The following is an 11,814-nucleotide window of genomic DNA, read 5'->3' on the forward strand; positions in this document are numbered from 1 at the left end:
AATTACAGCTGTGTACGGGCCACTTCCTTCACTTCAAATGCTTCCAGAATGTCGCCAACCTGGATGTCGTCGTAGTTGTGCAGTTGCAAGCCACACTCAAAGTTCTGACGCACTTCTTTGGCATCGTCTTTGAATCGCTTGAGCGAGGCCAACTGACCTGTCCACACCACCACGTTGTCGCGCAACAAGCGAACGCCAGCACCGCGACGAATAACACCATCGGTCACCATACAACCAGCGACAGAACCCACTTTGGAGATCTTGTACACTTCGCGGATTTCCACGTTACCAATGATTTCCTCTTTCTTGTCGGGCGTCAGCATGCCGGTCATGGCGGCCTTGATCTCGTCTACTGCGTCATAAATGATGTTGTAGTAGCGAATATCCACACCGTTGTTCTCGGCTGTTTTACGGGCACCTTGATCGGCACGCACGTTAAAGCCGATGATGACAGCTTTGGAGGCCACTGCCAGGTTGACGTCTGATTCGCTGATGCCACCCACTGCCGCGTGCACCACTTGCACCTTGACTTCGTCGGTTGACAGCTTTTGCAGGGCATGTGACAGCGCTTCTTGCGAACCCTGTACATCGGCCTTCAAAATCACAGCCAGGCTCTTGACTTCGCCCTCGGCCATTTGCTCGAACATGTTTTCAAGCTTGGCTGCTTGTTGCTTGGCCAGCTTCACGTCGCGGAATTTGCCTTGACGGAACAGGGCAATTTCACGGGCCTTGCGTTCATCTGGCAACACAATCACTTCTTCGCCTGCCGCAGGTACATCGCTCAAACCCTGAATTTCTACAGGGATGGACGGGCCGGCGGAGTCAATGGAACGACCGTTTTCGTCAACCATGGCACGTACTCGGCCAAATGCAGAACCTGCCAGCACCACGTCGCCTTTCTTCAAGGTACCGCTTTGAACCAACACGGTGGCCACTGGGCCGCGGCCCTTGTCCAGTCGGGATTCAACCACAAGGCCCTTGGCCGGTGCTTCCACCTGCGCTTTCAATTCCATCACTTCAGCTTGCAACAACACTTGTTCCAGCAAGTCGTCAATGCCCTTGCCGGTTTTGGCCGACACGGGAACCATGGGTGAATCGCCGCCGTATTCCTCAGGGACCACAGAGTGTGTAATCAATTCCTGCTTCACACGCTCTGGGTTGGCATCGGGCTTGTCGATTTTGTTGATAGCCACAACCAAAGGCACATTGGCTGCCTTGGCATGGTGAATCGCTTCAATGGTTTGGGGCATCACGCCGTCATCGGCGGATACGACCAGAATAACGATGTCGGTTGCCTTGGCACCCCGGGCACGCATGGCAGTAAACGCCTCGTGACCTGGGGTATCCAGGAAGGTGATCATGCCGCGTTCCGTTTCAACGTGGTAAGCACCGATGTGCTGCGTAATGCCGCCAGCTTCACCAGAGGCCACTTTTGCACTGCGAATGTAGTCAAGCAGTGAAGTTTTACCGTGGTCAACGTGACCCATCACGGTAACAACTGGCGCGCGCGGCACTGAAGGCGCCTCGGAATGTGCGACACCAGCTTCTTCGATCATGGCTTCAGGATCGTCGAGTTTGGCTGCAATCGCTTTGTGACCCAATTCTTCAGTCACAATCATGGCGGTGTCTTGGTCGAGTACCTGATTGATGGTCACCATTTGGCCCATCTTCATCAAACACTTGATTACCTCAGCAGCCTTCACTGACATTTTGTGCGCCAGGTCGGCCACAGTAATGGTTTCTGGCACGTGAACATCGCGAACCACAGGTTCAGTTGGCTGGTTGAAGTTGCTTTGTTCCTGGCTGTGGCGGTTGTTTTTGCCCTTGGGGCCCTTCCAGCCACCAGCGCCTGTGCGGCCAACACCGGTTTCACCGCGTGTTTTCAAACCACCACGGCGGCGGCCTGGTTCTTCCTTTGCACCCGCAGCGCGAACACCTTTGCGACCACGCTCGGCGGCTGAATCCTCTTCAGTGACAGCAACAATGGCTTTCTCAGGCTTCTTGATTGTAGCAGCCGGCTTGGGAGGCTCAACCGGCTCCTCGGCCTTCATGACTTTGGATGGCTGGGACATCATGCGGTTAATTGCCGCAACCTCAGCTTCTGCCGCTTTGCGTGCACGCTCTTGATTCGCGCTGGCTTTTGCTGCGTCCTCAGCGGCCTTTTTGGCCTTTTGCTCGGCCTTCAACGCATCGGCAGCACGCTGTTCGCGAGCCTTCGCTTCTTGGGCACGTGCGGCTTGCGCGGCTTCATCTTTAACGTCAGTTTCTTCTTCAGCCTTGGCAGGCTCGGCGCTTTCGGCCTTGGCTTGTTCCACAGCTTCGTGAGCAAGGCGCTCTTCTTCGGCACGCTGACGCGCTTCTTCCTGAAGCTTCAGTTCGCGCTCGCGCTCTTGCTCAAGCTTGGCTTGTTTTTCTTTCAGTTCTGCTTCCTGGCGTGCCTTCAACTCGGCCTGGCGCTGGGCTTCAGCGTCGCGGCGGGCTTGTTCTGCGGGTTCAAGCTGAGCTTCCATGACTGGCTCGCTTTCACCGGCTTTCTCGGCACGCTGAACGAACACACGCTTCTTGCGCACCTCAACCTGCACCGTGCGCGCGCGGCCGCCAGGGCCAGCCTGTTTGATTTCACTGGTCTGCTTGCGGGTGAGGGTAATTTTCTTCTGACCGCTTTCAGATCCGTGCGCCTTTCTCAGGCTTTCCAAAAGCTTTCCCTTGTCCGCTTCAGTAACTGCATCTGCCTCAGAATTTTTGCTCACGCCAGCAGACTTCAGCTGCTCCAAAAGAACATCGGCGGGCATTTTCAACTCTGCTGCAAACTGTGCGACTGTGGTACTGGTCATCTACTATTCCTTCAAATTCCCTTGCTGACCGGGCCGAGTGGCCCGATTCGACTCTACTCAATGCGGTTTGTATTATTCAAACCAGTGTGCTCGCGCTTTCATAATGATGTCGCGGGCGCGGTCTTCTTCAATTCCTGCAATTTCAACCAATTCATCGACTGCCAATTCGGCCAGACCTTCGCGGTCAGAAATTTCAGCGGCTGCCAATTTGCCAACCAGATCGGCATCCACACCTTCGATGGACATCAAATCGCCTGCACCCTCAACCATTTCTTCACGGGCAATTGCCTCGGTCAACAATGCATTGCGGGCACGGGTTCTCAGTTCTTCGACAGTGTCTGCGTCAAATGCTTCAATTTCCTGCATTTCAGCGATGGGTACGTAGGCCACTTCTTCAAGACCGGTGAAGCCTTCTTCGATCAGAATGTTGGCCACTTCCTCGTCCACATCCAGCTTGCTGGTGAACAATTCACGCAACTTGCCGATTTCTTCTTCGGAACGCTTGGCCGATTCTTCGGGTGTCATGATATTGATTTGCCAGCCGGTGAGGTCGGAAGCCAAACGCACATTCTGACCGCTGCGGCCAATGGCTTGTGCCAGTTCAGCTTCGTCCACCACCACTTCCATCACGTGCTGGTCTTCATCCACAACGATGGATTGAACAGTAGCAGGCGACAAGGCGCCGATTACAAATTGGGCTGGATCTTCAGACCACAACACGATGTCCACACGCTCGCCGCCCAATTCCTGGGTAACGGCCTGAACGCGAGAACCACGCACGCCCACACAAGTGCCGATTGGATCAATGCGACGGTCGTGAGCCAACACTGCGATCTTGGCACGCATGCCGGGATCGCGGGCAGCACCCTTGATTTCCAGGTGGCCTTGCTCAATTTCAGGCACTTCCATGGCAAACAAGGCTTTAATGAACTCGGGCGAAGTGCGTGACAGAATGACTTGCTGGCCACGGGCCATGCGATCAACCTTCCACAGGTAGGCGCGCACACGGTCACCGGGACGCAGGCTTTCGCGAGGAATCATTTGATCACGGGGCAAGCGGGCTTCGATACGGCCACTTTCAACAATGGCGTCACCACGCTCCATGCGCTTAACCTGACCAATCACGATTTTGTCGCCACGGTCGAGAAAGTCTTGCAAAATTTGCTCACGCTCGGCGTCGCGAACGCGCTGCAGAATGACCTGCTTGGCTGCTTGTGCACCAATTCGACCAAACTCAACAGGCTCAAGTTCTTCTTCGATGAAGTCGCCCATTTCGGCTTCAGCATCGTGTTTCAAGGCCTGGTCTAGAACCATTTGATAGGCGGGATCGTAGAAATCTTCTTCTGTGACCACTTCCCAGCGGCGGAAAGTGTCGTAGTCGCCTGTGTCGCGGTCAATAGACACGCGGACATCCACTTCTTCATCGAAGCGCTTCTTGGTTGCGGAAGCCAATGCCAATTCGAGCGCACCAAAGACGATGTCTTTGTCCACATTCTTCTCGCGCGCCAACGCATCAACTAATAAAAGCAACTCACGGCTCATTCCAGGGCTCCTAAAACTTTAGATGGGGGACCAGACGGGCACCCGCCAAATCAGTTATTTCAAAATCAAGCAAATAGGGTTCGGCATTTTTACCGTCGGGGGTCACCAAGACACCCCAGGTTTGCTCTTTGCCCTTTTGCAATACACCTTTGAACTGTTTTTGATTGTTGATGGCCCGTTTGAATTTCAAGGACACCTCTTGCTCCAAAAACCGTTCGAAATCTTTTTTGCGGCGTAAAACGCGATCAACGCCCGGCGAGGAAATCTCGAGCCGTTCGTAGTTGACATTTTCGACGGTGAACAGGTGGGTAAGCTGGTGGCTGACCTTTTCGCAATCTTCGACGGTAACGCCAGTGGGTGAATCGATCATGATGCGCAACAGACCATTGCCCTCGCGCTCAATATCGGCCACTTCAAGGCCCAGAGAGGCGATCACGGCGTCGGCTTCAGTAACCCAGGATTCTGACCACACGCCAGACCATGAATTGCCAACAAATTCTTCAGGATTGATCACTTCGCCTTTCAACGTTCTTAACCTTTACTTGTCTGTTCGCTTCGCTTGTTCACTTTATTTGCGTACTTAAAACCGCCTCGCCAAAAAAAAATGGGCCTGTAAGCCCACTTCATTTGAGACACCCTTTTTGGAGTGGGCGCTCAGGCAGCCTCAGAGAATAACCGAAACTGCCTTTATTTTCAAGTAATTTCAGGTGCGGAGAACTACGCGGCCGGTGCCTTCCGGCGTCTACGCTGCTGGGGTTTCTGGGCTGCGCCATTTCCACCCTCATTGCCGCGCCCGGGGCCGCGCCCGGCAGAAGGACCACCAGACCGCGGACCCGCATTGCGTGGCCCTGAGGGGCGCTTGCCTGTGCCAGCAAACTTTCCAGCTGGGGCAGCACCATTGCCATTGGCACCTGTTCTGTTGCCATTTCGGTCACCACCGCCACCTCGCCGGGCTGAGCCCCCGGCAGAAGACAAGTTGTTCTGGTTGCTCAACGCGGCGGCTGCGGCAGCGCCAGACACGGTGAGGTAAGTTTGGGTTGGCGTGGTAAAGGCCAAGCCTGGGTCTATCAGGGGTTGACCGTTGCGACGCTTGTTGTTTTTCGAGCCAATGTTCTTTTTGTCACGGCGAATGGCACCTTCTTGGGCAGACTCATCCACCTTCAAGCCCAATGACTGCATATAGGACATGGCCTCAAGTGCTTCCATTTCCATGTGGCGGCCACGTTTCAAGGTGGAGGGCATCAGGATGTCGCCAAAACGTGTGCGAATCAGGCGACTTACGGTCAGGTTACAGGCCTCAAACATGCGGCGAACCTCTCGGTTGCGCCCTTCTTTCAAGCCAACTTTGTACCAGCGGTTAGCACCCTCACCGCCTGCAGCATCCACATAGAGAAACTTGGCAGGACCGTCTTCAAGCTGAATACCAGTGAGCAATTGCTGGCGTTGTTCTTCAGAAAGCTCACCCAGAATGCGCACAGCGTACTCACGCTGCACTTCGTAACGCGGGTGCATTAAACGGTTGGCCAACTCGCCCGAGGAGGTGAACAGCAATAAGCCCTCGGTGTTGAAATCGAGACGCCCCACTGCAATCCACTTGCCGTTTGAAATTTTCGGCAGTTTCTGAAATACGGTGGTGCGCCCCTGGGGGTCGTCCATGGACACAATTTCGCCGGCGGGCTTGTGATAAATAAGTACCCGAGGTGGCTTGGATTTGTTTTTGCGCTGAATCAGCTTGCCATTGACACGCACCTGGTCGGTGGGCAACACGCGCTGGCCCAGGTGGGCAGGTTCAGCATTGACAGAGACACGCCCAGCGACAATCAGCTCTTCCATTTCACGACGAGAACCCATACCGGAATCGGCCAATACCTTGTGCAACTTGGGCGCCAATTCGGGGTCTAGCCGCACATTCAGCTTGCTGCGGTTCTTGCCTGCGCCGCCACCCTCTTCAGACTTCAGGCCTTCAACCTGATCCAGCACTTCGCCCCATTCCAGATCATGACTTTCGCTGTCTATGCTGACTGCCGCCTGCTCGGGAATTGGGTTGCTGTCGAGTGTTTCAGTTGCTTTGCGCTTGTTGGTTCTCATCGTTTTCCGCTGTTTCGCTGTCATCCAGATCAAATGGAATGACTTTCTGTAATTCATCAGCCAGCTGTTGGTCTTTTTCATCGTCCAGTGCTGGCAAGTCGCTTAGGCTGGCCAAATTCAGGTCAGCCAAAAACTGGGGCGTGGTTGCCCACAGTGCTGGGCGCCCCGGCGCATCGCGGTGGCCGATTGACTCGATCCAGCCGCGATCCTCGAGCGCCTTCATGACCTGGGTAGACACGGTGACCCCACGAATGGACTCGATGTCGCCCCGGGTGACCGGCTGCTTGTAGGCAATAATTGCCAGGGTTTCCATGGTTGCCCTTGAGTACTTCGGGGGCTTCTCGGGATTCATTTGTTCGAGGTAACGTTTGACGTCCTCTCGGGTTTGGAAGCGCCAGCCCGTTTTGACTTGCACAAGTTCCAAACCCTTGTGAGTCCAATCTCGACGCAGGTCTTCCAACAAGGTTGTGACCACGGATGCATCAATTGCATCATCGAACAGGCGCATCAATTCCTTGACGGCAATGGGCTCGACCGAACACAGCAATGCTGCTTCTAATATGTTTTTAGCGCGCTGGGGATCCATCCAGGCGGACTCACTTTAAGAAATTCAGGTGTTGATAGGGAAATAGTGCCGATTGGTCCTGCAGGCCGATGTGGCTGTTGCCAGCGGGGTGCAGGGGCGCAGCGTGAAACGAGTTGCGCGACAGGCATTTTATAAACCGATGGCGCATTGTAACCACGTTATCCACCGCTCAGCAACCACTTGATCACACAATTAATTTCAAAAAAAACGGCTCACCGAGGCAAGCCGTATCTGAAAGTAACCCACGGAGGGTCGGAGACATTCATAGAGTGCTGGAACAAAGTGCACCGAACATCCCCACTGTGGCTTACCCCGAGGCTTATGGAACTTATCCACACTGGGCGGGGAAAACCTTCCCTATTCGCTGTGGATAAAATTTTCAGCCTGTTGATTTTGTGCAGTTTTTGGTTGGTTGATTAAAAACTGAGCATGGGCTCTAGAGACTATCAACTCTTGCTATTTCAGCTTTCCCAGCGATAGCCAACACCCGCTTGGCGGATGCGGTTCCAGATAGCCTCTTTCTCCTCGTCGCTTTTAAACAGCCAACCATCGACTTCGTCCAGAGTGCGACCACACCCCATGCAAATATCGTCTCCAAGGTTGGTTGAACAAAAACCCACGCAAGGGGTATCGGCTTGGGGCCACACAGGCAGGTTGGCGTATTCAGGTTTTGACATGATGCTGCTTTAGTTGGGGTTGGGACGGTACTGCTTCTTCAGGCGAATATAGAGCACTTTGGTGACGTGTGCGACAACCGAGCCATCGGCGTGGGTGATGTCGGTCTCGAAGGTGTGCAAAACTTTTTCACCAGTGGCCGCTTTGGCTTTGATTTCTTCCAGTGTTTGATCATCAACTTGATACACGCCTTTGACCAAGGCGTTACCCGGTGCAACAAACCGAATGTTGGCCTCTTGATCCCACACATGGTAGCGACTGCCCAAGCGCTTCATGAGAATGAGCATGTAGAAGGGATCGGCCATGGCGTAGAGAGAACCGCCAAATTGCGTACCCATGATGTTCTTGTTGCGACGCGTGAGTGGCATGTGCACTTCGACTTCTTCGAAATTGGCACTGATGTGATGTACATGAATGCCTGCGCCGCGCAAAGGTGCGTAAAAATTCATGGCCCTGCGCATGAATTCGGGCTTGTCAGAGAGGTTTTTCAGAAATTTTTTAAACATTTTTTACCGCGAGTTTTTCTTGTGGTTTCAGTAGGATAAAGGTTTTTCAGCCACGGTTTAGGCGTTTGCATGCGTTTGTGCACTTGCACACAAGGGGGAAACCCGCTATAGTTTCGTTCTTACCAGACGCGGGGTGGAGCAGTCTGGCAGCTCGTCGGGCTCATAACCCGAAGGTCGTAGGTTCAAATCCTGCCCCCGCAACCAAATACAGAAAAAAGGCCAATCATCTCGGTGATTGGCCTTTTTGTTTTTCCGACATCAGACTTTGTAAATTCAAAGCGAATGCCAAGGTGTAGTCGATCCAGCTTAGTTCTAAAACAAGTGGAGTAGAGCTACTCGCATCAGGTCGCCAATGGTCTATGTCACATCAATGTTGTCGAATCCTATTAATTGATTGATGGATTTAAATCATGGTTGATGTACCTTCAACGCTTCAAAAAGTTAAGTAGATCCTGATTCAAGCGATCTTTGTGAGTGTCAGCCAAGCCATGGGGAGCACCTGGATAAACAATCAGAGTGGAACCCTTGATTTGCGCTGCAGATGCTTTGGCCGATGCGTCCAAAGGAACGATTTGATCGTCATCGCCGTGAATGATCAGCGTGGGAATGTTGAATTTCTTCAGGTCTTCACGAAAGTCTGTCGCAGAAAATGCAGCGATAGAGTCATAGGTGTTCTTGTGACCTGCCTGCATGCCCTGAACCCAGAATGACTGAATCAGTCCTTGTGAAGGTTTTGCGCCTTCGCGATTGAAACCAAAGAATGGCCCCGACGCAATATCCAGATACAACTGCGAACGGTTTTCCAGCGATGCTTGTCGAAGCCCGTCAAACACGCTCATCGGAAGCCCACCGGGATTACTTTCAGTTTTCAACATCAATGGCGGAACCGCTGCCACCAACACGGCCTTTTCAACGCGTTTGGTGCCATGCCGCCCAATGTAGCGGGCCACTTCACCACCGCCTGTTGAGAACCCTACCAGGGTGACACGCTTCAAGTTCAAGGCTTCGATGACGGCCAACAAGTCGTCGGCATAATGATCCATGTCATTGCCATGCCAGGGTTGACTGGATCGACCATGGCCGCGCCTGTCGTGGGCAACAACCCTGTATCCATTGCTGGCCAGGAACATCATTTGCGATTCCCAACTGTCAGAATTCAGCGGCCAGCCGTGACTGAAAACCACGGGCTGACCATCGCGAGGGCCCCAGTCCTTGTAATAAAGCTGCACATTGTCTTTGGTGACGATCGTGCTGGCGGATTGGACAAAGCTGCTCTTACCTTGGGTGTTGCCTGCCACAGTGGCAGGTTGGGCGGCATTCACAGTTGCTGAGAATAAGGCAGTTGAAAAGATTGCTAAAAAGTTTTTGAATGCGTTCATTATTGATCTCCCACGTTGCACTGATCCAGATTTTTCCCATCGAGCGAGCTCATCGGGCGCTGAACGCTTCGATCAAGAAACTCAACCATCGCATCAGCGATTTCCTTGCCATGCGTTTCGATTGCGAAGTGACCAGTGTCGAGAAACTGAACTTCCGCCTTGGGATTGTCGCGCTTGTAAGCGTTTGCACCGGCCGGGATAAAAAATGGATCATTGGCACCCCAAATCGCCAATGTGGGTGGCTGATAGCGGCGGAAGAACTCGTGCAGTGCACCGTACTGTTTAATATTCTGGCCATAGTCAAGCAACAGATCCATTTGTGCATCAACGCCGATACGTTCCACCGCAGCATGTGCCAGCTGGTAGGTTTCGGGAGCCACCAGTGAAGTGTCTTTCACACCCTCTGTGTACTGCCACTTGATCATCTCGTACGTGTTGAAGCGACGCAGTGCCTCCCGGTTGGCTGGCGTTGGATTGGCCCAAGCCTTGCGCATGTCGGCCCAACCTTCGCTGAGCCCTTCCTCATAGGCATTGCCATTTTGACTCACGATCGCAGTGATCTTCTGCGGATTTTTTACAGCAAGACGCCAGCCGACAGGGGCACCGTAGTCGAATACATACATGGCGTAACTATCCATACCCTTGGCGACTGTGAATGCGTCGATTACCGAAGCGAGGTTGTCGAATTGATAGGCAAATGACTTGCCTGGCAGAACATTGGTTTGACCAAAACCAGGCAGATCGGGGGCGATGACATGATATTTCTCTGCCAGTTTCGGGATGAGCTCACGAAACATGTAGGAAGACGCGCCGAATCCGTGCAACAGCAAAACTTTGGGTGCAGTGTCAGGCCCGGCTTCTCGATAAAACACATCGACATCCTGAATATTCACATACCGGTGATGAACCTGCTCTGTGGGAGGTGCCGCACTGGCGGCGAAAGTTGCAGTGGCCAGCGTAGTTGCGGCCAATAGTGCGTGAATGCTAGTCATGGCTATTCCTTGTCGTAAAAATTAAATGATCAGCTGCTTGTTTGAAATAACCTGTATAATTTGATTTATACGGTTACTTGAACGGAAGTGTCTTCCAAAAAAAGTAACCTGTCAAACTATTTTTTAAAGGTTACTTATGGAAAAGACTGAAACGTCGATAAACAACAATCCCGGAGAGATCCCAATGGTGGGTGACCACCTGGCTCTGGACTTACTGAACACAGAAATGCGAGTTGGCAATGAGTCAGTGGATTTATGGCGAAGTGGTGAGGATGTTCACGCATGGCTTGTGCGATGTGGTTTGTTGGCGAGCGCGTCCATCGCAGCAGCAGCAGCAGCAGCAGCAGAGAAACAGACATTACTCAGGCAGGCGAGAGAACTTCGAGCACTCGCTCGTCAGCTGATTGAACAATGGAAGAATGGACAGATGGGCGATGTGCAGCCGCTGAACAAGTTTCTTGATGCCTACCTCAGCGCCCCACAGGTGATACCAACCGACGCCGGTAGACTTGTATTGACCCGAGTTGCCAAAGCCGATCCTGTTGCTAATTTGCTGGGGCCAGTGGCTGAAGCAGTCGCGCAATTGCTGACCGATGGCGAGCTCGATCTTGTTAAAAAATGCGCCCATCCTGAATGCATTCTTTGGTTCTACGACCGAACAAAATCGCATAAGCGTCGCTGGTGCAGCATGGCATCTTGCGGAAATCGACACAAAGCTGCCCAGTTCAGAAAAAAGGTGGGAACAACTTGAGTGAATGATTGCAATCTGCTTACGTGGTTTTTTTAGCGACTCGAGCAATCACTTTGATTTCGAAGTCGAAGCCGGCAAGCCAGTTCACTCCCAATGCGGTCCAGTTCGGATAAGGAGATTCGGGAAATACTTCATCCTTGACCTTCAGGATTGTGGGGAATTGATTCTCTGGATCGGTGTGAAAGGTGGTTACGTCGACGATGTCGTTCAGCGAACATCCGCCAGCTTTCAACGTTGCCTCAAGATTGGCGAATGCCAAGCGAACCTGAGCTTCAAAATTTGGCTCTGGTGAGCCATCTCCAAGGCTTCCGACTTGCCCCGATACAAACAGGAGGTCGCCAGATTTAATCGCAGCAGAGTAACGGTGTAGCTTATACAACTCATGGCGATCAGCTGGAAAAATTGCTTGGCGTGTGCGCATCGGTGTTACCTCGAAAGTTGATTGGTAACGGAAATTTAAG

At 52.8% G+C, this 11,814-nt stretch carries 11 protein-coding genes and 1 tRNA gene; 2 read left to right on the forward strand and 10 right to left on the reverse strand.

Features of this window, described 5'->3' with window-relative positions:
- Positions 1-2 precede the first annotated feature (2 nt).
- The 7 genes from infB to HKT17_RS09720 all read right to left on the reverse strand — a co-directional run bounded on the left by infB (position 3) and on the right by HKT17_RS09720 (position 8,231).
- Positions 3-2,834: a translation initiation factor IF-2 gene (gene infB, locus HKT17_RS09690; RefSeq protein ID WP_105029428.1), complete on the reverse strand. Its 2,832-nt coding sequence runs from the start codon at positions 2,832-2,834 to the stop codon at positions 3-5.
- 72 nt (positions 2,835-2,906) lie between these two features.
- On the reverse strand, positions 2,907-4,376 hold the full coding sequence (nusA, locus tag HKT17_RS09695; protein ID WP_105029429.1) for a transcription termination factor NusA: 1,470 nt from the start codon (positions 4,374-4,376) through the stop codon (positions 2,907-2,909).
- Positions 4,377-4,386: 10 nt separating this feature from the next.
- Positions 4,387-4,902, reverse strand: a complete 516-nt coding sequence (gene rimP / locus HKT17_RS09700) for a ribosome maturation factor RimP (protein ID WP_240605727.1) — start codon at positions 4,900-4,902, stop codon at positions 4,387-4,389.
- 191 nt (positions 4,903-5,093) lie between these two features.
- Complete coding sequence (rluB, locus tag HKT17_RS15750; protein WP_371815376.1) at positions 5,094-6,464, reverse strand: 23S rRNA pseudouridine(2605) synthase RluB; 1,371 nt, start codon at positions 6,462-6,464, stop codon at positions 5,094-5,096.
- A complete protein-coding gene (scpB, locus tag HKT17_RS09710; protein WP_105029431.1) occupies positions 6,436-7,050 on the reverse strand; it encodes an SMC-Scp complex subunit ScpB in 615 nt (204 codons plus the stop codon). The genes rluB and scpB overlap by 29 nt, the downstream gene beginning before the upstream one ends.
- Before the next feature lie 461 nt (positions 7,051-7,511).
- Positions 7,512-7,727 carry a DUF1289 domain-containing protein gene (locus tag HKT17_RS09715; RefSeq protein ID WP_105029432.1) on the reverse strand — a complete coding sequence of 72 codons (216 nt, stop codon included), beginning with the start codon at positions 7,725-7,727 and terminating at the stop codon, positions 7,512-7,514.
- Positions 7,728-7,736: 9 nt separating this feature from the next.
- Positions 7,737-8,231, reverse strand: coding sequence for a DUF4442 domain-containing protein (locus HKT17_RS09720; RefSeq protein ID WP_240965762.1), 495 nt, complete (start codon positions 8,229-8,231; stop codon positions 7,737-7,739).
- A gap of 127 nt (positions 8,232-8,358) precedes the next feature.
- On the opposite strand from HKT17_RS09720, the gene HKT17_RS09725 reads away from it, so the two are divergent.
- Positions 8,359-8,435 (forward strand) — tRNA-Met (locus tag HKT17_RS09725).
- Between the two features lie 221 nt (positions 8,436-8,656).
- Here HKT17_RS09725 and HKT17_RS09730 read toward each other — a convergent pair.
- Both HKT17_RS09730 and HKT17_RS09735 read right to left on the reverse strand, forming a co-directional pair.
- Positions 8,657-9,610: an alpha/beta fold hydrolase gene (locus HKT17_RS09730; protein WP_171099660.1), complete on the reverse strand. Its 954-nt coding sequence runs from the start codon at positions 9,608-9,610 to the stop codon at positions 8,657-8,659.
- On the reverse strand, positions 9,610-10,602 hold the full coding sequence (locus HKT17_RS09735) for an alpha/beta fold hydrolase (RefSeq protein ID WP_171099662.1): 993 nt from the start codon (positions 10,600-10,602) through the stop codon (positions 9,610-9,612). Before HKT17_RS09735 ends, HKT17_RS09730 begins: the two co-directional genes overlap by 1 nt.
- 136 nt (positions 10,603-10,738) lie before the next feature.
- Here HKT17_RS09735 and HKT17_RS09740 point away from each other — a divergent pair, with 136 nt between their 5' ends.
- Positions 10,739-11,353: a CGNR zinc finger domain-containing protein gene (locus HKT17_RS09740; RefSeq protein WP_171099664.1), complete on the forward strand. Its 615-nt coding sequence runs from the start codon at positions 10,739-10,741 to the stop codon at positions 11,351-11,353.
- A 19-nt stretch (positions 11,354-11,372) separates the two neighbouring features.
- Here the strand turns inward: HKT17_RS09740 and HKT17_RS09745 are convergent, their stop codons facing one another.
- Complete coding sequence (locus HKT17_RS09745) at positions 11,373-11,774, reverse strand: RidA family protein (protein ID WP_171099667.1); 402 nt, start codon at positions 11,772-11,774, stop codon at positions 11,373-11,375.
- Positions 11,775-11,814: the final 40 nt, after the last annotated feature.

Source organism: Limnobacter sp. SAORIC-580 (assembly GCF_013004065.1).
Taxonomy (GTDB): Bacteria; Pseudomonadota; Gammaproteobacteria; order Burkholderiales; family Burkholderiaceae_B; genus Limnobacter; species Limnobacter profundi.

Bases quoted from the DNA above. Each gene is read 5' to 3' on its own strand.
- nusA (WP_105029429.1), bottom strand. From the start codon at position 4,376: ATGAGCCGTGAGTTGCTTTTATTAGTTGATGCGTTGGCGCGCGAGAAG.
- infB (WP_105029428.1), bottom strand. From the start codon at position 2,834: ATGACCAGTACCACAGTCGCACAGTTTGCAGCAGAGTTGAAAATGCCC.
- HKT17_RS09720 (WP_240965762.1), bottom strand. From the start codon at position 8,231: ATGTTTAAAAAATTTCTGAAAAACCTCTCTGACAAGCCCGAATTCATG.
- rluB (WP_371815376.1), bottom strand. From the start codon at position 6,464: ATGAGAACCAACAAGCGCAAAGCAACTGAAACACTCGACAGCAACCCA.
- HKT17_RS09730 (WP_171099660.1), bottom strand. From the start codon at position 9,610: ATGAACGCATTCAAAAACTTTTTAGCAATCTTTTCAACTGCCTTATTC.
- HKT17_RS09745 (WP_171099667.1), bottom strand. From the start codon at position 11,774: ATGCGCACACGCCAAGCAATTTTTCCAGCTGATCGCCATGAGTTGTAT.
- HKT17_RS09715 (WP_105029432.1), bottom strand. From the start codon at position 7,727: ATGTCAAAACCTGAATACGCCAACCTGCCTGTGTGGCCCCAAGCCGAT.
- scpB (WP_105029431.1), bottom strand. From the start codon at position 7,050: ATGGATCCCCAGCGCGCTAAAAACATATTAGAAGCAGCATTGCTGTGT.
- HKT17_RS09735 (WP_171099662.1), bottom strand. From the start codon at position 10,602: ATGACTAGCATTCACGCACTATTGGCCGCAACTACGCTGGCCACTGCA.
- HKT17_RS09740 (WP_171099664.1), top strand. From the start codon at position 10,739: ATGGAAAAGACTGAAACGTCGATAAACAACAATCCCGGAGAGATCCCA.